We start from the raw sequence: 23,832 nt of genomic DNA on the forward strand, positions 1-23,832 counted from the left end.
GTGGACGGCGCGACAGCAAAGGGATCTCCGGATGCTCCTCAGAACGACGCGTACGAAGCCCTGGCGACGACTCGCGGCGGCCCTGTCCGCCGCCGCGCTCGGCGTCGGACTCCTCGCGGGATGCGGTTCCGACTCGGACGACTCGGCGGACCGGGCCGGCGGCGACACCCCGGCCGCCGCCGGCGCCTTCCCGGTCACCGTGGAGCACGCGTTCGGAACGACGAAGATCGAGAAGGCCCCGGAGCGGGTCGTCTCCGTCGGCTACACCGACGACCAGACCGTCCTGGCCTTCGGCATCAAGCCCGTCGGCATGGTCGACCAGTACCCGAACCCGGCCGGGCAGAGCCCCGACATCAACACCCAGTGGCCCTGGGTGAAGGACAAGTGGGGCGGCGCCGTGCCCGAGGTCATCATGAAGAACGGTGACACGGGCCCCAACTACGAGAAGATCGCCGCCCTGCGCCCCGACCTGATCGTCGCGGTCTACTCCGAGATCGACCGGGCCGCCTACGACAAGCTCTCCAAGATCGCGCCCACGGTGGGCCGCACCAAGGGCGAGAAGGAGCCGTTCAGCGCTCCCTGGCAGGACAACGCGCTGCACATCGCCAAGGCGCTCGGCAAGGCCGAGGAGGGCGAGAAGATGGTCGCCGGCATCCAGGGCAAGCTGGACGCGGCCACGCAGGACCACCCCCGGTTCGCGGACCAGACCGCGGTGGTGCTCTCCTGGTACAAGGACTCGGTGGCCCCGTTCACCTCCACCGACGTGCGCGGGCGGCTGGTGACCGGCATCGGCTTCAAGTACCAGACCGAGATCGACGAGATCGCCGGCGGCGACTTCTACACCACGCTCTCGCCCGAGCGCGTCGACCTGGTCGACGTGGACCGCGTCTTCGTCATCAACGACAAGGCGGACCAGGACGCGTTGAAGAAGTTCGAGCTGTTCGGCAACCTGGACGCCGTCAAGAACGGCAAGGTGTCCTACCTGCTGGACAGCGAGGGCCCGGCGGTCGGCGCGGCCATCTCCCAGGGCACCCTGCTGTCGATGCCGTACGCCGTCGACGAACTCGTCAAGGCGGCCGGGCAGGGGTGAGCGCCACCGACGCCCCTCCCGCCCCGGCCGTCCTGCGCACGGCGACCGGACGCGAGGCAGTCCGATGGGTCGCGGCCCACTGCCGCCAGGTGCCGTGGCTGACGGCCGCCACGGTGCTCACCACGGTGGCCGGGGCGGCGCTCCAGGTGCTCCCGGTGCTCCTGCTGGGCCGCGTGGTCGACGCCGTGGCCGGGGGCAAGTCGCAGTCCGTCCTGGTCACGATCGGCGCCCTGATGGTCGCCGCGGCGCTGCTCGGCGCGGCGGCGACCGCGGTGTCGACCTACCTGATCGGGCGGCTGGGCGCCGACCTGCTCGCCCGGCTCCGCGAGGGCGCCGTCCGCGCGGTCCTGGCCATGCCCAGCGCCCGCGTCGAACAGGTGGGCCGCGGCGACGTGCTGTCCCGGGTCGGCGACGACGTCGCCGTGATCTCCAAGGGCATCCGCAGCGCCGTACCCACGGTGTTCTCCGCGGGCGTCCTCGTCACCATCGCCACGGCCGGCATGTTCGGCCTCGACTGGCGGCTCGGCCTTGCGGGCGCCGGCGCGCTGCCCGCCTACGCGCTGGCCCTGCGCTGGTACCTGCCGAGGTCCGCCCCGCTCTACCGCAGGCAGCGGGTGGCCCAGGCCGACCGGGCGCAGGCCCTGATCAGCGGCCTGGACGGCATCGACACCGTCCGGGCGTACCGGCTCGAGGGCGCCTTCCGCGAGCGGGTCACCCGCGAGTCGTGGCGGGTGCGCGACCTCGGCATCGAGGTGTTCCGGTTCTTCGGCCGGTTCGTCGGCCGGGAGAACCGCGCCGAGTTCATCGGGCTGACCCTCATCATCGTGGTGGGCTACGCACTGCTGGAGGCGGACGCGGCCACGCTGGGCGAGGTGTCGGCGGCCCCGCTGCTCTTCCACCGGCTGTTCACCCCGCTGGGCGCCATCATGTTCACCTTCGACGAGGCGCAGAAGTCGGGCGCGAGCCTGACCCGCCTGGTCGGCGTGCTGGGGGAGGACGCGGCGGACCGGCTGGTGGGCGACGAGTCCGTCGGCGCGGCGGCCGGACCGTACCCGGTCACGGTGCGGGGGCTGACGTTCACCTACCCGGGTGCCGGGGAGCCGGTCCTCAGCGACGTCGACCTGACGATCCCGGCGGGTGGTTCGCTCGCCCTGGTGGGGGCGACGGGCGCGGGCAAGACGACCCTGGCCGCGCTGGTCGCGGGCATCGGCACCCCGCAGGAGGGTTCGGTGCGCGTCGGGGCGACCGATCTGGCGGGACTCGACGGGGCCGGGGCGCGGGCCCTGGTGAGCATCCTGACCCAGGAGACGCACGTGTTCTCCGGGCCGCTCGCCGACGACCTGCGGCTGGCCGCCCCGCGAGCGACCGACGCCGAACTCCTGGGTGCCCTGCGCACCGTGGGCGCCGGTCAGTGGGTCGACGCGCTGCCCGACGGGCTGAACACGCCGGTGGGTGAGGGCGGCGAGCGTCTGGACGTGACCAAGGTCGCCCAGATCGCGCTGGCCCGGCTGGTGCTCGGGCGGGCACCGGTGGTGGTGCTCGACGAGTCGACCGCGGAGGCGGGCAGCGAGGGTGCCGCCGAGCTGGAGCGGGCGGTGCTGGCCGCGTGCGCGGGCCGCACCACCCTGTTCGTGGCGCACCGCCTGACCCAGGCGATGGCGGCGGACCGGATCGCCGTGCTGGACGGCGGACGGGTCGTCGAGGAGGGCACGCACGCGGAGTTGGTGGCGCTGGGCGGCCGCTACGCACGGCTGTGGCGGGCCTGGCGAGAGGGCAGCCGGGCGGGGTGTTAGGTATGCCTAAGTTAGGTTAGCCTGCCTTCATTCCTTGGAAGGGGCGTTGAGTCTTCGATGATGGAACCGACCGCTTCTCTCGTACGGCTTTCCCCCGCGCAGCTGACCGGCATGCGCCGGCGCACCGGCGACTTCCCCGACCAGGTCATCGCCGAGGCGTGCGCCGTCGGACTGGCGTACTGGACCTCGGGCCGCGGCCCCGCCGGACTCGACCTCACTGCGGGCACCCTGTTCACCGATGTGCTCGGCTGGACCGACAACGGCGGCACGGCGCCCAACGGTTGGACCGTCGGCACCGACGGCCGGACCATCACCCTCCCGGACGGCGTCGTACCGGACGACGCCCAGCTCGCGCTCGACGACCTCGCCGACTTCCCGGACCGCCCGCTCGGCACCATCGGCCCCTCCGGCCCGGCGGAGCGGCTCGCGGACCTCGCCCGGTGGAACGACACGGACGCCGACCGGGCCCGCCCCACCCTGGTGGAGATGTTCCGCGAACAGGCGCGCGCCAGGCCGGACGCCGTGGCCGTCGTCGACGAGCACCGCACACTGACCTACCGTCAGACGGCGGAGCTGTCCGCCCAGTTGGCCCACCACCTCATCGCTCGCGGGCTCACCGGCGAAGACGTCGTCGGCATCTCCCTGGAACGCTCCGCCGAGATGGTGATCGGGCTGCTCGGAGTGCTCCAGGCGGGCGGTGCGTTCGTCCCGCTCGACCCGCACTGGCCCGCCGAACGCCGGGCCGTCGTCATCGAGGACGCGGGCGTCGTCGTACAGCTCAACTCCTCGGGCGAGCACGCCCGGACGGAACCGGAAGCCGTGGCCGTGGACCTCGGCGACTGGCGGTTCGGCGCCCGTCCCACCGAGGGGACCGGGATCACCGTCTCCGGCGACGCCCTGGCCTACGTGATCTTCACCTCGGGTTCGACCGGGCGGCCCAAGGGCGCCATGATCCGGCACGAGGCGATCAGCGAGCGCCTGCTGTGGCAGATCCACGAGATCCTGGGCTTCGGACCCGACGACGCGGCACTGTTCAAGGCGCCGCTGTCCTTCGACATCTCCATCAACGAGATCTTCCTGCCCCTCGTCGGCGGCGGCCGCCTCGTGGTCCTGCGCCCCGGCGGCGAACGCGACCCGCAGCACCTGCTGAGCGTGATCGACGAACAGCGCGTCACCTTCACCTACCTGGTCTCGTCCATGCTGGACGTGCTCCTTGAGATGGTGGGCGACTCGGGGCGCCTCGACAGCCTCCGGCACGTCTGGTGCGGCGGCGAGGTGCTCACGCCCGAACTGTACGAGCGCTTCCGCACCCGGCTCGACATCCCCCTGTACCACGGCTACGGCCCCGCCGAGACGACCATCGGCGTCTCGCACGTCGTCTACCGGGGAGCGGCCGAGCGCCTGTCGACGTCGATCGGCCGGGCCAACCCCAACACCCAGCTGTACGTCCTGGACGACGAACTGCGCCCGGTGCCGGTCGGCGTCGGCGGCGAACTGTACGCGGGAGGACTGCTGCTGGGGCGCGGCTATGTGAACGCGCCGGGCCTGACGGCCTCCCGGTTCGTGGCGAACCCCTTCGCGAACGACGGCTCCCGGCTGTACCGGACCGGCGACCTCGCGCGCTTCGCCCCCGACGGCTCGCTCGACTTCCTCGGCCGCGCGGACAACCAGATCAAGATCCGCGGCATGCGCCTGGAGATCGAGGACGTCGAGGTCGGCCTCGCCGAGCACCCCCACGTGCGCCACACCTGCGTCGTCGCGAAGAAGAACACCGCCGGCGGCACCTACCTGGTGGGATACGTCATCCCGGCCGCCGGCCACGAGGACCTGCGCGCGGACGACGTCAAGGCGTGGGCCGGCGCGCACCTGGTGGAGTACATGGTGCCCACCCACGTCGTCGTGCTGACCGAGTTCCCGCTCACCGCCCACGGCAAGCTCGACCGGCACGCGCTGCCCGACCCCGTGCTCGCCGCCGCCTCCGTCGTCCCGCCCGCCACCGACGAGGAACGGACGGTGTGTGCCGCGGTCGCGACCCTGCTCCGGCTGGACCGGGTGGGGACCGACCAGGACTTCTTCCAGCTGGGCGGGGACAGCATCCTGGCGATCTCCCTGCTGAGCGCGCTGCGCGACGCCGGACTCTACGTCACGGCCGGGCAGATCTTCACCCACAGCACGGTGGGAGCGTTGGCGGCGGTGGCGAGCCGCGAGGACACCACAGCCGTGGACCACCGCGACGTGGCGACCGGAACCGTCGTCGGACCACCGGTCGTGCAGTGGCTCGGCGAGACCACGGACGCGATCGACGGCTTCGTCCAGTCGGTCGTGCTCAACACCCCGGCGGACCTCACCGCGGACGCCCTCGACACGCTCCTCACCGCCCTCGTCCGCCGCCACCCCATGCTGCGGGCCAGGCTGGTGCGCGGTGACCGCTGGAGCTTCGACATCCCGGAGGCGGACGTCGTTCCTGCCGGGTCCCTCTGGCAGGAGAGCGACGAGTCACTGGACGCGTGCGTCGCCCTCGCCACCGGGGAACTCGACCCGACGGGCGGCACGATGCTGCGCGCCGTCTGGCGCCGCGAGGCACGGCAACTGGCCGTCGTCGTCCACCACGTGGTGATCGACGGCGTGTCCTGGCGGGTGCTGACGGACGACCTGGCCACGGCCTGGCGGCAGCTCGCCTCGGGCACTCAGATCGCACTCCCACCGGTCGGGACGTCGTTCCGGCGCTGGACCCAACTCCTGGAGCGCGCGGCGTTCGACGCGGACAGCACCTACTTCCGGCGCCCCCTGCCGGGCCCCGACGAACCGCTGGGCAGACGCGCCCTCACCGAGGACGACGCCGTGGCACGCGAGCGGACCCGGACCGTCACGGTCGGCGCCCGGACCACGGCGGCGCTGCTCGGGGACACCCCCGCGAAGTTCCACGCGGGCGTCAACGACGTCCTGGTCACCGCGCTCGCCGTCGCCCTCGCCCGACGGCGCCGGGACCTCGGACAGAGCCAGACCTTCGCCCACCTCGAACTGGAGGGCCACGGCCGCGAGGCCGCGTTCGTCGCCCCGTCCGCCGGTTTCGAGCCGGAACTCTCCCGGACCGTGGGCTGGTTCACCACCCTCTTCCCGGTGACCGTCGACCCCGGCACGGCCACCGACCCCACCGCACCCGAGTACCTGGCCGCAGCCCTCAAGGCGGTCAAGGAGGACCTCGCGCGCGTACCGGACCACGGCGTCTCCTACGGCGCCCTGCGCCACCTGGCCCAGGCCGCCTTCGACGCGCCCGCACCCCAGGTGCTCTTCAACTACCTGGGCCGCTTCGACGCGGGCTCGTCCGGCGACTGGCAACTCGCCCGCACCACCGGACAGCTGGGCGAGAAGCGCGACCCGCGGATGCGGCTGCCCCGCGCCCTGGAGTTCAACGCGATCGCCGAACCCGGCCCCACCGGCGCGTACGAGCTGGTCACCGCCATCTCCTGGCCCGACGGCATGTTCACCGACACGGACATCAACACCCTCGGCGCCTACTACGAGCAGGCCCTCGCGGGTCTTGCCGCGCTGGAGAGCGGCGGCCACTCGCCCAGCGACTTCCGCCCGCTGCCGCTCACCCAGGCCGACGTCGACGCGCTGGACGGCCCGGCGCTGCGGGACATCCTCCCGCTGACCCCGCTGCAGGAGGGCCTGTACTTCCACTCGGTCTACGACGACGACGCCACCGGCAGCTACGTCGAGCAGCAACTGCTGACCCTGGAGGGCGAGGTGGACCCCGGCCGGCTGGCGACGGCGGCCACCCGCCTGCTCACCCTCCACCCGAACCTCGCCGCGCGTTTCGTGGCCCTGGCCGACGGCCGTGTGGTGTCCGTGCTGGAGAACGGCGTCGAGGCACCCTTCACCACGCTGGACCGCCCGGGCATCACCGACGACGAGATCCGCGCCCTCGCCGAGCGGGACCGCCGCGCCGGATTCGACCTGGCCACCGGTCCGCTGATGCGGTACACACTCGTCCGCGCGGGAGCCGGCCGGCACGTCCTGGTGCAGACGGTGCACCACATCGTCGCCGACGGCTGGTCGGTGCCGCCCATGCTGCGCACCCTGCTGGCCGAATACCACGCGCCCGGTTCCGGACACGCGCTCGGCGGCTTCCCCGGCCACGTACGCCGCCTGGCCGCACGCGACGACGCGGCGAGCGACCGGGTGTGGGACGAGCAACTGGCCGGGCTCCCCGGCCCGTCGCTGATCGCCGAGGGACACACACCCTCCGCGCACTTCGCCGACACCGCCGTGACGGCGGACACCGACGTCGACGCGGCCGCCCGGTCGGCCGGGGTGCCGCTGAGCGTCGCCGTGCACAGCGCCTGGGCCCTCACCCTGGGCGGCCTCCTGCACAGCGACGACGTGGTGTTCGGCTCCACGGTCTCCGGGCGGGACGCGGACGTGCCCGGCATCGAGGACATGGTGGGCCTGCTCATCAACACGGTTCCCCTGCGCGCCCGCTGGTCCGGCACCACCACCGCGCGCGAACTGCTCGCCTCCGTCCGGGCGCACCAGAGCGCGGTACTGCCGCACCAGCACGTCTCGCTGGCCCGCATCGCCCGCAGGGCGGGTACCGGAGCGCTCTTCGACACCCTGGTGGTGTTCGACGTGGCGACCGACGTGGCCGGACTGCGGCGCCCCGGCGACACCCTCGCCGTCACCGAAGTCGTCAACGAGGGCGCCCCGCACTACCCGCTGACGCTGGTGGTGGAACGCACACCGGACGGCCGCCCGCGCTTCAACCTGATCCACGACGCCGAGCTGCTGGGACAGACCGGCGTCCGCGAGATCCTGCGCACCTTCACCCGGACCCTCACCGCTCTGCTCACCCGGCCGGACGCCCCGGTCACCGACCTGGCGACCGAGCGCCCCGGGCACGCCGAGCCGATCACCCCGACCACCCTGGACGACCTGTTCGACGCCGCGGCCTGCCGCGACCCGGCCGCCACCGCCGTCACCCAGTGCGCCCTCGACGGCACCACCCGGAGCCTGACGTACGGCGAACTGGGCGTCGCCAAGGACGAGTTGGCCGCCGCCCTGCGCACGGCCGGGGTCGGCCCCGGCAAGCGGGTCGCCGTCGCCGTGCCGCGTTCCGTCGAGCAGGTCGTCGCCCTGATCGCCGTCGTCGCCGCGGGCGGGGCCTATGTACCGCTGGACCTGGCGTACCCCGACGAGCGCCTGGAGTACGTCCTCGCCGACTCCGCCCCGCAGGTCGTCCTCGTGGACCCGGAGCAGCGCGACCGGTTCACGAGGCTGCTGGGCCGCGCGGGAGGGTCGGCCCGTGTCCTCGTGGTGGGGGAGGAGCACCCGCCCACCGCCGCGCAGTCCGGACCCGGGGCCGACTGGCACGACCCCGCGTACGTGATCTACACGTCCGGCTCGACCGGGCGGCCCAAGGGCGTCGTCGTCCCGCACTCCAGTGTCGTGACGCTGCTCGCCCACACCCGGCCCGCGATGGCCTTCGGCCCGGACGACGTGTGGGTCCAGTTCCACTCCTTCGCCTTCGACTTCGCCGTCTGGGAGCTGTGGGGAGCGCTCGCGCACGGCGGTGAGCTGCTGGTGCCGGAGTACGGGCTGACCCGCTCCCCGGTCGACTTCCACCGCCTGGTCCGCGAGCGCGGGGTGACCGTGCTCAACCAGACCCCGTCGGCGTTCCACCGGTTCGCCGAGGCCGACCGGCACGCGGGCGAGCCGCTGCCCGCGCTGCGCCGGATCGTCTTCGGGGGCGAGGCGCTGGACCTCGGGCGGCTGCGCGGCTGGGTCGAGCGGCACGGCACCGACTCGCCCGAGCTGGTCAACATGTACGGCATCACCGAGACCACCGTCCACGTCACCCACCGGGTGCTGACCGCCGCCGACTTCGCTCCCGGCGCGGCCACCACCAGCCCGATCGGCGGTCCGGTCCCCGGCCTCGTCACCCACCTCCTCGACGACCGGCTCCGCCCGGTGCCACCGGGCCGGGTGGGTGCCATCTACGTCGCCGGTGACCAGGTGTCGCTCGGCTACCTGGGCAGACCGGGGCTCACCGCCGCCCGTTTCGTGGCCGACCCGTTCAGGGCGGACGGCTCCCGCATGTACCACACGGGCGACCTCGCCCGCCGCACGCTCGACGGCGAGCTGGAGTTCGTGGGCCGCGCCGACGACCAGGTGCAGCTGAAAGGGTTCCGCATCGAGCCGGGCGAGGTGGAGTCCGCGATCCGGGGCATCGACGGCGTGGTCGACGCCGCCGTCACCGTCGCCGACAGCGCCGACCACCTGGTCGCGCACGTCGTGGGCCGGGTACCCGCGGACCTCACCGCGCTGCTGTCGGCGAAGCTGCCCGCGCACCTGGTGCCCGGCCGCGTGCTGCCCGTGGACGCCCTGCCGCTGACGGTCAACGGGAAGCTCGACCGCGGGGCGCTGAGCGAGCGCGCGGCACTGACGCCACCCGGGAGCGGCGGTGTGCGGGACGGTGGCGCGTGGGGCGGCGACGCGTCCGAAGGCGGTGCGTGGGACGGGGGCGCGGCGGACGGCGGTGCGTGGGACGGGGGCGCGGCGGACGGCGGCGAGGACTCCGTGCTCGCGTCACTCGTCGGCGTCTTCGCGGCGACGCTGCCCGGCTCCGACCCGGACGCCGACACCGACTTCTTCACCGCCGGAGGCGACAGCATCGTCGCCATCACGGTGATCAACCGGGCCAGGGCGCTCGGCCTGCCGATCGCGCCGCGCGACGTGTTCCTGCTCCGGACCCCCCGCGCGCTCGCCGAGCACCTGGGCACCCGCACCCCGCGGCCCGCGGCGTGCGCACCCGCCGGCCAGGAGGACGGCCCGCTGCCGCCCACACCGATCATCCTGCGCCAACGGGAACTGGGCGGCTCGCTCGCCCGGTTCGCTCAGGCCAGGACGCTGACCGCCCCCGAAGGCGCCGGGTTCGCCGACGCGGAACGCGCCGCGCGTGCCGTCGTCGCCACGCACCCGGCGCTGCGGCTGCGGCTGCGCGTCGACCACGGGGCGTGGTCCCTGCGCACCGAACCCGTCCGCGAGGTCACCGTGGTCCGGGCCGCCGGGACCGACGCGGCGGGCGCGGCCGACCAGGCGGCCGGCCGCCTCGATCCCGAGAACGGCGACGTCATCGCGTTCACCTGGCTGGAGGCGACCCGGACGCTGGTGGTCGCCGTGCACCACCTCGCCGTCGACGCCGTGTCCTGGCTGATCCTGCTGGACGACCTGGCCGACGCGATGCGCGGCGCGGACCCGGCACCCCAGACCACGCCCTACGCCGAGTACGCCCGGGCACTGACGTACCGGTCCAGTGAGGGGACCGACGGCCTGGCCCACTGGATCACCACGCTCCAGGCCCCCGCCCCGCTGCCCGCCGCCGTGAACCCGCGCGCGAGGACGGTCGTCCTCGCCCCCGACCTGAGCGACCGCGTCACCCGTACCGCGCCCACCGCGCTGGGCCTCGGCCTCACCGAGCTGCTGTGCGGGGCGCTGCGCACCGCGCTGACCCGCGTCCAGCCGACGCCCACCGACCTGGCGGTCGACCTGGAGCGGCACGGCAGGGTCCCGGCCCGCGACGACCACGACTACACCCGCACCGTCGGCTGGTTCACCGCCGTCGCACCCGTACGGCTCACCGCGCACACCGACCCCGTCGCCGCGGCGCGCGAGGTCGCCGAACGCCAGCCGGACGAGCGCGCACACGTCGCCTACGGCGCCCTCAGGTACCTCAACCCGCAGACCGCCCCGCTGCTCACCGCCCGGCCGCAGGTCCTCTTCAACTACCTGGGCCGGGGCGGCGAGTCCGAGGCACCGCGGCTCACGGACGACGGCCAGGGCACCCCGTACGCGGTCGAGGTGAACGCGTGGACCGACGCGGCCACCGGCAGCCTGCACGCGGCCTTCACCCTGGCCGAGGGCGTCCCCGACGAGATCACCCAGCACTGGCACCGCGCGCTGGAACGGATCGCGGAGGCCGCCGCGACGGCCGAGCGCACGGCACCGGTCGGCCCCCTCCAGCGGGGCCTGTACTTCCAGGCCCAGCTGACGGGCCCGGCCGGGCACTACGTCGCCCAGAGCTACTTCACCTTTGAACGACGCCTGGACACCGAGGCGTTGTCCCGGGCGATGGAGTACGTGCTCGCCCGGCACCCGGCCGTGGGCGCGGGCTTCACCACGGACGAGGACGGGAACCCGGTGCAGGTCCTCGCCGCGGGCCGCCGGGTCGACGTCCGCACCGTCGAGGCGGCCACGGACGCGGAGGCCGACGCCCTGCGGCTGGCGGACCGGGAGCGGGGATTCGACCCCGGCGAGCCGCCGCTGATCCGGCTGACCGTGGTGCGGCTGCCCGACGACCGCGACGGCCTGCTGCTCAGCTACCACCTGCTGCTGTGGGACGGCTGGTCACGGGAGATCGTCCTGCGCGACCTGTTCGACGCCTACGAGGCCACCGTCGAGGGCGCCCCCCTCGACGCCGTGCCCGCCACACCCGCCTTCGAGGACCACACCCGGGCCCTCGCCGCCAAGGACCCGGCCGCGTCGGAACGCTTCTGGGCGCGGCACCTGGCCGGACTGACCGGCCCGACCCTGCTCGCCGGACCGGCTCCCGCCCTCCCCGACGACCTGCCGCACGCACTCGCGCACACCCTGACCGCCGAACGGTCGGACGCGCTGAGGGCGGCGGCCAGGACGTGCGGCGTCACGCTGAACTCGGTGCTGACCGGCGCCTTCGGCCTCCTCCTCGGCGCCCGCACCGGCCGCGCCGACGCCGTCTTCGGCGTGACCGTCTCCGGCCGGGAGGGCGAAGGGCTGGCCGACGTCGTCGGCGTGCTGCTCAACACCGTGCCCCAATGGACGCGGGCCCGGCCGCACGACACGGTCCGCGCCTATCTGGCGGCGGTGCAGGCGGCCCGGGTCGACGCCATGGAGCACGAGCACCTCGGGCTCGGCGAGATCCAGCGGGCCGGCGGCCACGACACGCTGTTCGACAACCTGTTCGTCCTCCAGAACTTCCTGGACCTGGACGCCTTCGCCGAGATGAACGCCCGGCACGGCATCACCTCGGTGCGGGCCGACGACTCCACCCACTATCCGTTCACGTGGGTGGTCACCCCGGGCGACCGGCTCACCGTCAAACTGGAGTACCGCGACCACGACACCGAGGGCGCCCGGCGCCTCCTCGACGACTACCTGCGCGTGCTCGACGACCTCGCCGCGCGCGCCGGCTCCGACGGTCCGATCGGGTCCCTCCCCGGACCGGCCCCCGCACCCGAGCCCGCCGCACGCACCGACATCGGCACGGACACCGTCGTGGACCGCTTCGACCGGGCGGCCGGCCGCGACCCGCGACGGACGGCACTCGTCGCCCACGGCTCCAGCATGACCTTCGCGCAACTGCGCGACCGCAGCCGGGCGGTGGCCGGTGTGCTGGCCCGGCGCGGCGTCGGACCCGAGGCGACCGTGGGCCTCGCCCTCCCGCGCTCCCTCGACTCGATCGTGGCCCTCTTCGCCGTACTGCGCACCGGCGCCGCCTACGTACCGCTGGAGCTGGACCACCCGGACGAGCGGATCGCCGCGATCGTCGCGGACGCCCGCCCGGACGCCGTCCTCACCACCAGCGCGGTCTCGCACCGGCTCACCGGCGGCCTCGACCTGATCGAGCTGGACCGGCCGCTGCCCGAGGCCGAGCCGTTCGTGACCTTCGCGCCGGACGACCCGGACCGGCTGCGGCACCCCGCGTACACCATCTACACCTCCGGCTCGACCGGCCGGCCCAAGGGGGTGGTGACCGAGTACGCCGGACTCACCAACATGCTGGTCAACCACCAGCGCCGGATCTTCGAACCGGTCCTGGCCCGGCACGGCCACCGGACCTTCCGCGTCGCCCACACCGTGTCGTTCGCGTTCGACATGTCGTGGGAGGAGCTGCTGTGGCTCGCCGACGGCCACGAGGTCCACATCTGCGACGAGGAGTTGCGCCGCGACGCGCCCCGGCTGGTGGCGTACTGCCTGGAGCACGGGATCGACGTCGTCAACGTCACCCCGACCTACGCCCAGCAACTGGTCGCCGAGGGCCTGCTCGACGACCCGGGCCGCCGGCCCGCGCTGGTGCTGCTCGGCGGGGAGGCCGTCACCCCGGCGCTGTGGCGGCGGCTGGCCGAGACCGAGGGCACCGTCGGCTACAACCTGTACGGGCCCACCGAGTACACGATCAACACCCTCGGCGTCGGCACCTTCGAGTGCCCGGACCCGGTGGTGGGCGTCGCGATCGACAACACGGACGTGTACGTGCTCGACCCCTGGCTGCGGCCGCTGCCCGACGGCGTCCCCGGAGAGCTGTACGTCGCGGGCACCGGCATCGCGCGCGGCTACCTCGGACAGCCCGCCCAGACCGCGCACCGCTTCGTCGCCTGCCCGTTCGGCGTCCCCGGCGAGCGCATGTACCGCACCGGCGACCTGGTGGTGCGGCGGCCCGACGGGAACCTGACGTACCTCGGCCGCACCGACCAGCAGGTCAAGATCCGCGGCCACCGGGTCGAACTCGGCGAGGTCGAGGCCGGGTTCGCCGCCCACCCGGCGGTGCGGTTCGTCGCCGCCGTCGCCCAGCCCGACCCCCAGGTCGACGGCGCCCACCGGCTGGCCGCCTACCTCGTGCTGGACGGCGCCGGACTGGCCGAGGTCGCCGCCGAAGTGGGCGCCGGACTGCCGGACTTCCTGCGCCCCACGCACTACGCCCAGGTCGACGCCATCCCGCTGACCGTGAACGGCAAGGCCGACACCAGGGCCCTCCCGGAGGCCAAGCCGCTGGGCGCACTGACCACGGCGGGGGAGCGCGCACCGGAGACGGAGACCGAGACGACGGTGTGCGAACTCTTCGCCGAGGCCCTGGACCTGGACGACGACGAGGTGAGCGCCGTGAGCGACTTCGTGGCCCTCGGCGGCCACTCCATGCTGGCGGTGCGCCTGACCGGGCTGCTCCGCCGGGAGTACGGTCCAGTGATCACGATCCGCGATCTGTTCAGCCTGCGCACCCCGGAAGCGATTGCCCGCCACCTCGATGACCACTCCTGACGCACAGCGGCCCCGCGCGGGGTCCGACATCCTCCGTACCGCCCTGCGGCGCAACATCGGCGCGATGGCCTGGGGCACCGTCCTCATGGGCCTCTACCAGGCCGGTGAGACGGCCTTCCCCATCGCCCTGGGCCTGATCGTCGAACACACCATGCGGGACCGGAGCCTCGACGCGCTCGGCGTCTCCGTCGGCGCGCTGGCCGTCATCATCACGACCGTGTCCCTGTCCTGGCGGTTCGGGATGCGGATCCTCCAGAAGGCCAACACGACCGAGGCGCACCGCTGGCGGGTCCGCGTCGCGGGCTGCGGACTCCAGCCGGTGGCCGGGGACGTCGACCTCAAGTCCGGCGAGGTGCTCACCATCGCCACCGAGGACGCCGACCAGACCGCCGACATCATCGAGGTGGTGCCGCTGCTGATCAGCTCGCTGGTGGCGGTGCTGATCGCGGCGGTCGCGCTGGGCCTGGCCGACATCCGGCTCGGGCTGCTGGTCATCGTGGGGACCGTCGCGATCCTGTCCGTCCTGAGCGTGATGTCCAGGCGCATCGGCTCCAGTACCCGCGAGCAGCAGGCCCGGGTGGCACGGGCGGGCGCCAAGGTCGCCGACCTGATCACCGGACTGCGCCCGCTGCACGGCTTCGGCGGCAACCACGCGGCGTTCCGCTCCTACCGCGAGGTCAGCACGGAGGCGAAGCGCCAGTCCGTCACCGTCGCCCGGGTGAGCGGCGTCTACGCGGGCACCGCACTGGCCCTCAACGCGGTGCTCGCCGCCGCCGTGACCCTCACGGCGGGCTGGCTGGCCTTCCGGGGCCGGATCAGCATCGGCGAACTGGTCATGGCCGTGGGCCTCGCGCAGTTCATCATGGAACCGCTGAAGCTGTTCTCGGAGATGCCGAAATACGTGATGATCGCGCGGGCCTCGGCCGAGCGGATGGCCCTCGTCCTCACCGCACCCCCGGGGACGGCACCGGGGACGGAGCGACCGGCCCCGGGCGGGGACCTGGAGGTCGAGGACGTGCGGCACGGGGCGCTGCGCAAGGTGCGGTTCCGGGTGCGGGCCGGCGAGTTCGTGGCCGTCGCGGCGTACCAGCCCCGGGCGGCGGCCGACCTCGCGGCGGTCCTCGCGCTGCACGTGGCGCCCGACGCGTACGAGGGGACGGTGCGGATCGGCGGACGGGACCTCGCGGACCTGGCGGTCGAAGGCGTCCGCGAGCATCTGCTGGTCAACCCGTACGACGGCGAGATCTTCGCGGGCACCCTGCGGTCCAACATCGACCCCTCGGGCACCAGCCGTTCGGTCCCCGAAGCCGTCGAGGCGTCGATGCTGACCGACGTCGTCGCGCTGCACCGGGAAGGGCTCGACCACCCCGTCCGCGACCGGGGCGCCAACCTCTCCGGCGGGCAGCGCCAACGGCTGTCCCTGGCCCGCGCGCTGGCCGCCGACACCGACGTCCTGGTGCTGCGCGACCCGACGACGGCCGTGGACGCGGTGACCGAACAGCTCATCGCGCGGGGCGTGGCCAAGCTGCGCCGGGACCGCACCACCCTGGTGATCACCAGCAGCCCCGCCCTCCTGGACGCCGCCGACCGCGTCCTCGTCCTGGACGAAGGGGTCATCACCGCCGAGGACACACACCGCAACCTCCTCGCCACCGACGAGGCGTACTGCCTGGCCGTGACCCGCTGATCCGGCCGCGGCGCCCCTATCCGAGGGCCCAGGCCACGTCCCGGAGCAGCGCGTGCCGCCAGCCCGCGCGGTCGTGGCCGCAGGCCGACCTGGAGACCCGCACGGTCGCACCGGCCTGCTCGGTGAGGGTCTCCACCAGGGCGCAGTGGGGGAGCATCCGCGTCTCGTGCTCGCCCACGTCGAACGCGATCCGCAGCCCCGACAGGTCGGGACGCGCGCGCAGCCGTGCCGCGAGGGTGCCGCCGACCGGGCCGCCCAACGGGTCCGCCAGATCCGCGGCGCCGGGCGTCCACCACAGCGAAGCCGACTGACAGGCGACACGCGACACCAGGTCCGGGAAGTCCAGCGCCGCGTACAGGGCGCTCAGCCCGCCGAGGCTCTGCCCCGCGACCACCGTCCGGCCGGGGTCGGCGGGCACCCCGCTGCCGGCCACCAGGGGCAGCAACTCGTCCCGCACCGCCTCCCACAGCGCGGGCCGGCACCCGAACTCGGCCCCGCGGTCCTTGGCCGGGAGGAACACCAGGGTGACCGGAGGCATCTCACCGCTCGCGACGGCCGAGTCGAAGGCGGCCGCCGCCGGGTGCAGATGCAGCCAGTCGTCCCCGTCCAGCAGCAGCACCAACGGCCCGCCCCCGCCCACCGGATGGACCCGCACGGTGCGCCGCCCGCCGAGCCGCTCGCTGGTCCAGCGCAGTCGGGTGCGGGGCAGCGGCAGGACGTCCGAGGCGCCGAGCAGGGGCCAGTGCGGCTGGGGCGGGGCGTCCGGGGTGGCGGCGATGGACCGGTCACCGCCCGCACCCGCGGGGTTGCACGGGTCGGCGTACGCCGCGTCGCCCACCAGGAACCGGTAGGTCACCCGCAGCCGCGCCGGCATCCGCACCTCGGCGTACCAGCAGTCCGTGTCGCCCCATCGGCGCAGGGGCACCGGAGCCGACCAGCTCTCGAAGACGACGCTCGCCGCCCGCGACCCGCGCCGCAGGAACAGGGCCGTCCACCCGTCACCGTCGGGCACCGCGAGGGGAGTCTTCACGGCGGCCCAGAAGGCGTCGGTGCCCGGCACTGCGGACAGCCCGAACGCGGCGAAGGCGTCCGGCCCCGACGGCCTCATGAACGTCTCCTTGTGGAGCGGAAATCCAGAAGGCTAAGCTCAACGCGCATTAGGCGAGCCTAACCTAATCCAACGGGAGGTACGCGGATGAGCACCAACCCCTTCGACGACCCCGACGGCCGATTCCTCGTCCTGGTGAACGACGAGGGCCGGCACTCGCTCTGGCCGTCCTTCGCGGCGGTGCCCGGCGGATGGACGACCGTCTTCGAGGAGAACTCCCGGGACGCCTGCCTGGCCTACGTCGAGGCCAACTGGACCGACCTGCGCCCGCGTTCCCTGGCCGGGTCCGCGGACGCCTGAGGCGGGGCCCGGTCACGTGCCGCTCCAGGGCGGTTGCCGTCCCGCCGTGCGAGCGGGAAATCGGTCGCGTGCGCGGGGTGCGAGTCGTTAGCCTCGGCCTCCGCCGGAGCGCCGCGTGGCGTGGGGCACCGTGGAACCGTGGAAGGGGCCGGCATGGAGATCGAGGGCGCGCGGACGGACCGACTGGGCGTGCTGCTCGACCAGTTCGACCAGGCCAGGGAGATGGCCGAGGTGCGGCTGGCGGGGCTGGGCGACGAGGAGTACCTGTGGGAGCCCGTGGCCGGTTGCTGGTCGATCCGGCGTAGGGGCGAGGCGGTGACGCCCAGGGCGTACGGGCCGGGCGAGTGGGTGCTCGACAAGGGCGCCCCCGACATCCCGGCGAGCGAGTACGCGGAGGTGGCCCGGCAGGCCGCCGGCGGCATGCCGGTCACCAAGATCGCCGACGACTGGAGCGTGAGCGTCGAGCGCGTCGAGCAGGTCCTCGCCCACAAAGGCACGCCGGAACCCGACGCGACGCCGGTCACCACCATCGCCTGGCGGCTCGCGCACCTGCACTCCTGCTTCGCGGGCCAGTGGGAGTGGACCTTCGGTGAACGACGCCGGGACCCGCGGCAGCTGGTCGACTTCACCCCCTCCGCCGCCCTCGAACTCGAACGGTTCTGGGCGGTGATCGACCGCTGGCGCGAGGACGTCGCCCACGTCACCGAGGAACAGCTCGACACCGTCGGCTTCTCCCAGTACCCGTACGGCTCCGATCCCGACGACCCCTACATCGGCGTCGTGGCCGGGGACAGCCTCGAGTTCATCCACCACATGGCCGAGATCGCGCTCCTGCGCGACCTGTGGCGGGCCCGCTCCGCCGCCCGGTAGGTCCGCTCACTCCTCCGCGTCGAACCGGGCCAGACGCGCCGTCACGTCGTCGGCGAGACGGTTGAGAAGGCGGGTGAGATCCTCCCGGTCCTGCCGCGGCCAGTCGGCGAGCGCCTCGGCGAACCAGCCGAGCAGGGACGTCACATACCGGTTGGCGGCCTCCATGCCCGCCGCGGTCGGTTCGATGAGACTCGCGCGGCGGTCGTGGGGGTCGGCGACCCGGCGGACCAGACCGCGCTTCTCCAGCGCCTGCACCTGGCGGGTGACGTGCGGGCCCACGACCTGCATCCGGTCGGCGATCTCGCCGATCCGCAGCGGCTGGTCGGCCGTACGGAGGGTCACCAGCACGCCCATGGCGGGACGGTCGAGGGCGAGCCCGGCCGCCTCGGCGGCGCGTTCCGTGAGTCGGCCCTTGGTGAAGGCCGCGCTGAGCTGGGTGAGCCGCGGCAGCACGGCGAGCAGGTCGGAGTGCGGGTCGTCCGGCTCGGACGGCCCGGCGGATCCGGACGGCCCGGCGGGCTCGGCGGGTTCGAGGGTCATGGGGTCTCCATTTGCATACCTGAGTTAGGTATCTATATCGTGGGGAGCGGCCGGTGCCTGGGAGGGTGCCGTATGGCCTCCATAAAGATACCTAAGGTACGTATATTTGCCGTCCGTGCGGCACGTGCCTCCGTTTTCCCGGGGTCCACCCCGGTGAAAGGGTGAGAAGCCATGATCCACACGTCCCGTTCCGCTCGTCGCGTACTGATCTCCGGAGCAAGTATCGCGGGCCCCGCGCTCGCGTACTGGCTCGACCGGTACGGCTTCGAAGTGACCGTCGTCGAGAAGGCCGCCGCCGTCCGCGGGGGCGGCTACGCGATCGACGTGCGCGGCACGGCCCGCGAGGCCGTGGACCGCATGGGCCTGCTGCCGGCGCTGAGCAAGGCGCACGTCGACAGTCAGCGGATCACCTTCGTGGACGCCGAGGGGGAGACGGTCGGCTCGCTGCGGCCCGAGCAGCTGACCGGGGGAGAGGCGGGAGCCGACCTCGAGATCCGGCGCGGTGACCTGGCCGACGTGCTCTACGCCTCGCTGCGGGACCGGGTCGAGTTCCTCTTCAACGACTCGATCGCGACGCTCGACGACGCCGGGGACGCCGTGCACGTCGTCTTCGACAGCGGTGTGCGCCGCACCTTCGACCTGGTGGTCGGCGCGGACGGGCTGCACTCCAACACGCGCAGGCTGGTCTTCGGCCCGGAGGAGCCCTTCCACCGCTACCTCGGCCACGTCTTCGCGGGCTTCACGCTGCCCAACGAGTTCGGGCTCGCGCACGAGGCCGTCATCTGGAACGAGCCGGGACGCGGCGCCGTCCTCTACGCCCACGAGCCCTCCGACCGGCTGCACGGCTTCCTCACCTTCACCCGCGACACCCCGCCTTTCGATGCCTTCCGCGACCCCCGGGCCCAGCGGGACCTGGTCGCGGCGCGCTTCCCCGAACGGGTCTGGCACCTGCCGCGCCTGGTCGAGGGCATGCGGGAGGCCGACGACCTCTTCTTCGACATCGTGAGCCAGATCCACATGCGTACGTGGTCCCACGGGCGTGTCGTCCTGGCGGGCGACGCCGCGCACGCCACGTCGTTCCTCTCCGGCCAGGGGTCGAGCGTCGCGCTCGTCGGCGCGTACGTCCTGGCCGGTGAACTGGCGACGCACGCGGACCACGCCGACGCGTTCGCGGCCTACGAGCGCCGGATCCGGCCCTTCGCGGAGCGCAACCAGGCGCTGGCCACCGGCGGCGGCTCGGCGGTGGCCCCCGCGACGCGGCAGGAGATCGAGGCCCGCAACGCCCTGCTGCGCGACCCGGAGGCGGCGGCGAGGGTGCTGGTGACCGCGAGCGCGCAGGAGGGCCGCGCGGCCCACTCGGCCCTGGAGCTGCCCGACTACCCGCGGGCCGCCTGAGCGGTCGCCGGGCCGTCGGCCGCCGGACCGTCGGCCGCCAGACTGAGCGGCCGCCGGACTGAGTGGTCGCCGGGCCCCCGGTCGCCGGACTGAGCGGTCGTCGCCGCCGGTTCAGTCCGGGCGGCGGTCCGCCGCCGTGTCCGGCGGACCGGCCTGCGAGCGCCAGCCGTGCAGGAGCAGGTCGAACACCGTCTCCACGGTCGCCCGGGGATCGTGCCGTCCCGTGGTCAGGGCGGGGACCTCCAGGACGAACCGGGCCAGCGCCGCGCACGCCGGATCGTCCGGCTCCCGGCCGAGTTCCTCCGCGATCACGCCGCTCAGCGTGTCGGCGTGTCGCATCCACATGCGCTCGCCGTACTCGCGGAGCGCGGGCGTGTCGCCGACCAGAGCGGTGAAGCTCGCCCGGCGCGGGTCGGTCACGATCGGCACCCAGGTCTCCAGGGCGTGCGCGCGGAGCGCCTCGACCACTCCCTGCCCCCGGGGCCGCTCGCGGACGGCGGCGGCCAGTGCGGCGTCGACGTCCTGCTCACGGTCGAAGACCAGCGCCTCCTTGCTCGGGAAGTGCGCGAAGAGGGTCGTGGTCGAGACATCGGCCCGCTCGGCGACGTCGCGGACGCTGACCCGGTCGAACCCGTGCTCCAGGAAGAGTTCGAGCGCGGCGTCGGCGATGGCCTGCCTGGTCGCCGCCTTCTTGCGCTCGCGACGGCCGGGAGTCGGGGAGTCGGGCATGGCGCCACTCTAACGCACCACTGGAACGACACAGAAGTCGAGCTGAATCAGAAAACTGAATGACTAAGAAACTGGAACAGTTGCAGTTTCTCACTCGTTTCTGCTTTGGTGGTTCCACGGGGGACGCCACCAACGGAAGGAAACCGTCATGCACTCTCCGACTCCCGCGACCGCGCGGATCAGCATCATCGGCGCCGGCCCGGGCGGGCTCACCTGCGCCCGCGTCCTGCGGCAGCACGGCATCGCGGCGACGGTGTACGACCGCGATCCGGACGCCGCCTCCCGGGACCAGGGAGGCTCGCTCGACCTGCACGAGGAGGACGGCCAGCTCGCGCTCCGCGAAGCGGGCCTGCTGGAGGAGTTCTTCGCGCTCGCCAGGTGCGAGAGCCAGGAGGAGCGCCGTTTCGACAGCGCGGGGCGCCTCCTCGCCCACCGGGTGCCGGACGAGGGGGAGACGGCCCGCCCGGAGATCGACCGCGGTCAGCTCCGGGACCTCCTGCTGCGCTCGCTCGACGCCGGGACGGTGCGGTGGGGGCACACCCTGGAATCGGTGGGCGGGTCGGCCGACGGGCCGCGGACCCTGACGTTCACCGACGGGAGCACCGTGGAGACGGACCTCGTGATCGGAGCGGACGGCGCCTTCTCCCGCGTCCGGGCGGCGGTGTCCGACGCCGTACCGCGCTACACCGGCGTCGGCTTCCTCGAAGCGTGGTTCGACGCGATGGAATCCGCGCATCCGGAGCTGTCCGAACTGGTCGGCCGGGGCAGCGCCCACGTGGCCGACGGCGAGCGCGGCCTCTTCGCGCAGCGCAACAGCGGTGGACACATGCGCGTCTACATCATGCGCAGGGTCGCCCTGGACTGGATGGCGGCGGGCGGCCTGCGTCCGCAGGACACCGACGGCATCCGCGCACGGCTCCTCGCCGAGTACGCGGGCTGGTCACCGCGGATACTCCGCCTCATCACCGAGAACGACGGCGCCTACGTCGACCGGCCCCTCTTCGCCCTGCCGGTGCCGCACACCTGGCGGCACACGCCCGGCGTGACCCTCCTGGGAGACGCCGCGCACCTGATGCCCCCGCTCGGCGTCGGCGTCAACCTCGCCATGCTCGACGGCGCCGAACTCGCGCTCGCCCTCGCCGGTTCCGCCACCGTCGACGATGCCGTGCGCACCTACGAGAAGACGATGCTCCCGCGCTCGGCCGAGATCGCCGGGATGCTCGAGGGCGGTGCGGGATTCCTGCTGGAGGAGCCGGACGCCGAGTACCTCGCACGGCTCGGTGCGGACCGCGGGCCGGGGGAGTGACGCGTGCCCGGCCGGTAGGCTCGCGCCCATGGATGCGCTCCTGCCGTACGTGCTCCTCGCCGGTGGCCTCGCCGCGGTCCTCGGCTTCTTCACCTGGCTGGCGTCGCGCGTACGCCGCCGGGGCACGGCGGGCGGGGCGATGGGCGCGGCCCTGGCCTCCTACGAGGAGGCGTTCCGCGCCACGGCGTACGCGTCCCACGTCGAGATCCGGGCCGAGGCGGAACGCACCTCCCCCCTCCTGTCGCCCGACGGCGACTGGCGGCGGGGCCGGCCCGCTGTGGACGGGGCCGGTGCGGAGGACGGCCGGACGGCCCGCCGCGGCCGGCGCGGGTCGCGACGGCGCCCGGGACGCTGGTTCGGCCGCCGGCGTGGCCCCCTCGCGACCGGGCGGCCCGGTGGGCACGAGGGGGCGGACGGGTCGGGCTCGGCCCGCTAGCAGCTCAGGTTGCCGCCGGGCTCGACACCGAGGAGCTGGGTGAAGCGCTCGTAGTTGTCGATCCGGCTCTGGACCTGCGCGGGATTGCGCCCGTCGCACTCCAGGCTGCCGTTGATGGACCGGATGGTCTCCCCGAACCCGGCGCCGTTGACCATGGCGTCGTGCGGGGTCATGGTGCCGGGCCCGGACTGGGTGTTCCAGTACCACAGGCCCGTTTTCCAGGCCACGGCCGAGTCGTTCTGGACCAGGTCGGGGTTGTTGAGCAGGTCGATGCCGAGGGCGTCCCCGGCGGCCTTGTAGTTGAAGTTCCAACTCAGCTGGACGGGCCCGCGCCCGTAGTACTTGTCGGTGCCGGCCGGGCAGCCGTACGGCTGGGAGGCGTCGCAGTAGTGCGGGTAGTTGGCGGTGTTCTGCTCCACGACGTACGCCAGTCCGCCGGTTTCGTGGCTGACGTTGGCGAGGAAGGCGGCTGCCTCCTGCTTCTTCACCGTGTCGCTGCCGGTGTTCGAGAACCCCGGGTAGGCGCTGAGCGCGGCGGTGAGTCCGCTGTAGGTGTAGAAGGAGTTCCGGTTCGGGAACATCTGGTTGAACTGGGTTTCACCGACCACGAATTCGGCGGCGGCCCGGGCGTCGGGCTTCTCGGTCTTCTGGGCGACGGCCGACGGCGCCATGGTCAGGGTGCACAGGGCGGCGGCCGCACCGGTGGCGGCCAGCAGTGCGAGCTTGCGGTGCTGCACGGTAGGACTCCTGCTCGATGGGGGGAGGGAGGGCGGCGCGGGCAGGGCGGAGGGGGGAGCGGCCGTGCGCCCCGGGAAGGGGCGTGGCCGCTCCCGAACCGCCCCGCCGGGCCCGTCAGCCGCCGACGTTGACGTCGATGCAGGCGTAGAACGCGTTGGACGTGTCGGCGACGTTCCAGACGGCCAGGACCTTCTGCTGTCCGGTGAGCCCACCGAAGTCCACCTGGTGGTTCACCACCGCGCCCGGCTTCGCGCCACCGTCGTCGAACAGCGCGATCCGCTGACCGCCGACGTAGTACTCCCAGGTGCTGGTGGCGTGCTGCGCGGTGAGCCGCCACGAGAACGTCGTGGTCTTCGACACCGGGGTGACCTGCCAGCCCTTGCTGTCGTCGTCCAGCTCCGCGAACCGGCTGTTGCCGCCGCTGCAACTGGTCAGGCCCTTGGGGCCCTCGACGCTCTGCGGCTCGTACGTGATGTCACCGCAGGACACCGTGCCCGCGGCGCACTGGGCCTGACGGCTGGGCGGGTCGGAGATGTAGCCGTGCGCGCTCGCCGAGGAGGCGGGCAGGCTCACGGCCACGACAGGGGCGAGGACCGCGCCGATCAGGGCAGCGGTCTTCCGACGTGCGTGCATGGGAACTCCTTCACATCCGGCCGCCCCAGGGCATGCGCGGCCGTGTGTGGGGGGACCGCGCGCACGCCGGGTACGGCCTCTCGTGGGTGGGGCCAGGAGGCGCGAAGGTGACGCGCACTCACCGTCCCCGCAGG

Annotated in this window: 14 protein-coding genes; 9 read left to right on the top strand and 5 right to left on the bottom strand. The window is 73.5% G+C overall.

Annotation, left to right across the window (positions count from 1 at the left end; all coding sequences use genetic code 11):
* Positions 1 to 31: 31 nt before the first annotated feature.
* The 4 genes from BZZ08_RS00390 to BZZ08_RS00405 are packed head-to-tail and all read left to right on the top strand — an operon-like array spanning position 32 to position 15,643.
* Positions 32 to 1,090 carry an iron-siderophore ABC transporter substrate-binding protein gene (locus BZZ08_RS00390; protein ID WP_104630079.1) on the top strand — a complete coding sequence of 353 codons (1,059 nt, stop codon included), beginning with the start codon at positions 32 to 34 and terminating at the stop codon, positions 1,088 to 1,090.
* Positions 1,087 to 2,883, top strand: coding sequence for an ABC transporter ATP-binding protein (locus tag BZZ08_RS00395; RefSeq protein ID WP_104630080.1), 1,797 nt, complete (start codon positions 1,087 to 1,089; stop codon positions 2,881 to 2,883). Before BZZ08_RS00390 ends, BZZ08_RS00395 begins: the two co-directional genes overlap by 4 nt.
* A gap of 57 nt (positions 2,884 to 2,940) precedes the next feature.
* A complete protein-coding gene (locus BZZ08_RS00400; protein ID WP_104630081.1) occupies positions 2,941 to 13,956 on the top strand; it encodes a non-ribosomal peptide synthetase in 11,016 nt (3,671 codons plus the stop codon).
* Complete coding sequence (locus BZZ08_RS00405) at positions 13,943 to 15,643, top strand: ABC transporter ATP-binding protein (protein WP_198601194.1); 1,701 nt, start codon at positions 13,943 to 13,945, stop codon at positions 15,641 to 15,643. Before BZZ08_RS00400 ends, BZZ08_RS00405 begins: the two co-directional genes overlap by 14 nt.
* 16 nt (positions 15,644 to 15,659) lie before the next feature.
* Here the strand turns inward: BZZ08_RS00405 and BZZ08_RS00410 are convergent, their stop codons facing one another.
* A complete protein-coding gene (locus tag BZZ08_RS00410) occupies positions 15,660 to 16,751 on the bottom strand; it encodes an alpha/beta fold hydrolase (RefSeq protein WP_104630082.1) in 1,092 nt (363 codons plus the stop codon).
* 87 nt (positions 16,752 to 16,838) lie between these two features.
* On the opposite strand from BZZ08_RS00410, the gene BZZ08_RS00415 reads away from it, so the two are divergent.
* Positions 16,839 to 17,051 carry an MbtH family protein gene (locus BZZ08_RS00415; protein WP_104630083.1) on the top strand — a complete coding sequence of 71 codons (213 nt, stop codon included), beginning with the start codon at positions 16,839 to 16,841 and terminating at the stop codon, positions 17,049 to 17,051.
* A gap of 153 nt (positions 17,052 to 17,204) precedes the next feature.
* The gene (locus tag BZZ08_RS00420) at positions 17,205 to 17,921 is read left to right on the top strand and encodes a DinB family protein (protein ID WP_104630084.1); all 717 of its coding nucleotides are present in this window, start codon (positions 17,205 to 17,207) and stop codon (positions 17,919 to 17,921) included.
* Between the two features lie 6 nt (positions 17,922 to 17,927).
* Here BZZ08_RS00420 and BZZ08_RS00425 read toward each other — a convergent pair whose 3' ends face one another.
* Entirely contained in the window at positions 17,928 to 18,461 is a 534-nt protein-coding gene (locus BZZ08_RS00425; protein WP_104630085.1) for a MarR family winged helix-turn-helix transcriptional regulator, read from the bottom strand.
* Positions 18,462 to 18,632: 171 nt separating this feature from the next.
* Here BZZ08_RS00425 and BZZ08_RS00430 point away from each other — a divergent pair, with 171 nt between their 5' ends.
* Positions 18,633 to 19,856 (top strand): FAD-dependent monooxygenase, encoded by a 1,224-nt coding sequence (locus BZZ08_RS00430; protein ID WP_104630086.1) that lies wholly within the window; start codon positions 18,633 to 18,635, stop codon positions 19,854 to 19,856.
* Between the two features lie 111 nt (positions 19,857 to 19,967).
* On the opposite strand, the gene BZZ08_RS00435 is transcribed toward BZZ08_RS00430, so the two are convergent.
* On the bottom strand, positions 19,968 to 20,585 hold the full coding sequence (locus tag BZZ08_RS00435; protein WP_104630087.1) for a TetR/AcrR family transcriptional regulator: 618 nt from the start codon (positions 20,583 to 20,585) through the stop codon (positions 19,968 to 19,970).
* 148 nt (positions 20,586 to 20,733) lie between these two features.
* Here BZZ08_RS00435 and BZZ08_RS00440 point away from each other — a divergent pair, with 148 nt between their 5' ends.
* Both BZZ08_RS00440 and BZZ08_RS00445 read left to right on the top strand, forming a co-directional pair.
* Positions 20,734 to 21,891: an FAD-dependent oxidoreductase gene (locus tag BZZ08_RS00440; protein WP_104630088.1), complete on the top strand. Its 1,158-nt coding sequence runs from the start codon at positions 20,734 to 20,736 to the stop codon at positions 21,889 to 21,891.
* A 28-nt stretch (positions 21,892 to 21,919) separates the two neighbouring features.
* Positions 21,920 to 22,327, top strand: a complete 408-nt coding sequence (locus tag BZZ08_RS00445) for a hypothetical protein (protein WP_104630089.1) — start codon at positions 21,920 to 21,922, stop codon at positions 22,325 to 22,327.
* Here the strand turns inward: BZZ08_RS00445 and BZZ08_RS00450 are convergent.
* On the bottom strand, positions 22,324 to 23,064 hold the full coding sequence (locus BZZ08_RS00450; RefSeq protein WP_104630090.1) for a chitinase: 741 nt from the start codon (positions 23,062 to 23,064) through the stop codon (positions 22,324 to 22,326). The genes BZZ08_RS00445 and BZZ08_RS00450 overlap by 4 nt on opposite strands.
* 115 nt (positions 23,065 to 23,179) lie before the next feature.
* The gene (locus BZZ08_RS00455) at positions 23,180 to 23,698 is read right to left on the bottom strand and encodes a lytic polysaccharide monooxygenase auxiliary activity family 9 protein (RefSeq protein WP_104630091.1); all 519 of its coding nucleotides are present in this window, start codon (positions 23,696 to 23,698) and stop codon (positions 23,180 to 23,182) included.
* Positions 23,699 to 23,832: the final 134 nt, after the last annotated feature.

It is taken from the genome of Streptomyces sp. MH60 (assembly GCF_002939385.1).
In the GTDB taxonomy this organism is placed as follows: domain Bacteria; phylum Actinomycetota; class Actinomycetes; order Streptomycetales; family Streptomycetaceae; genus Streptomyces.

Excerpts from the sequence above, each read along its gene's own strand:
- BZZ08_RS00455 (WP_104630091.1), bottom strand. The coding sequence starts at position 23,698 with ATGCACGCACGTCGGAAGACCGCTGCCCTGATCGGCGCGGTCCTCGCC.
- BZZ08_RS00430 (WP_104630086.1), top strand. The coding sequence starts at position 18,633 with ATGATCCACACGTCCCGTTCCGCTCGTCGCGTACTGATCTCCGGAGCA.
- BZZ08_RS00405 (WP_198601194.1), top strand. The coding sequence starts at position 13,943 with ATGACCACTCCTGACGCACAGCGGCCCCGCGCGGGGTCCGACATCCTC.
- BZZ08_RS00400 (WP_104630081.1), top strand. The coding sequence starts at position 2,941 with ATGATGGAACCGACCGCTTCTCTCGTACGGCTTTCCCCCGCGCAGCTG.
- BZZ08_RS00435 (WP_104630087.1), bottom strand. The coding sequence starts at position 20,585 with ATGCCCGACTCCCCGACTCCCGGCCGTCGCGAGCGCAAGAAGGCGGCG.
- BZZ08_RS00440 (WP_104630088.1), top strand. The coding sequence starts at position 20,734 with ATGCACTCTCCGACTCCCGCGACCGCGCGGATCAGCATCATCGGCGCC.
- BZZ08_RS00420 (WP_104630084.1), top strand. The coding sequence starts at position 17,205 with ATGGAGATCGAGGGCGCGCGGACGGACCGACTGGGCGTGCTGCTCGAC.
- BZZ08_RS00445 (WP_104630089.1), top strand. The coding sequence starts at position 21,920 with ATGGATGCGCTCCTGCCGTACGTGCTCCTCGCCGGTGGCCTCGCCGCG.
- BZZ08_RS00415 (WP_104630083.1), top strand. The coding sequence starts at position 16,839 with ATGAGCACCAACCCCTTCGACGACCCCGACGGCCGATTCCTCGTCCTG.
- BZZ08_RS00425 (WP_104630085.1), bottom strand. The coding sequence starts at position 18,461 with ATGACCCTCGAACCCGCCGAGCCCGCCGGGCCGTCCGGATCCGCCGGG.
- BZZ08_RS00390 (WP_104630079.1), top strand. The coding sequence starts at position 32 with ATGCTCCTCAGAACGACGCGTACGAAGCCCTGGCGACGACTCGCGGCG.
- BZZ08_RS00410 (WP_104630082.1), bottom strand. The coding sequence starts at position 16,751 with ATGAGGCCGTCGGGGCCGGACGCCTTCGCCGCGTTCGGGCTGTCCGCA.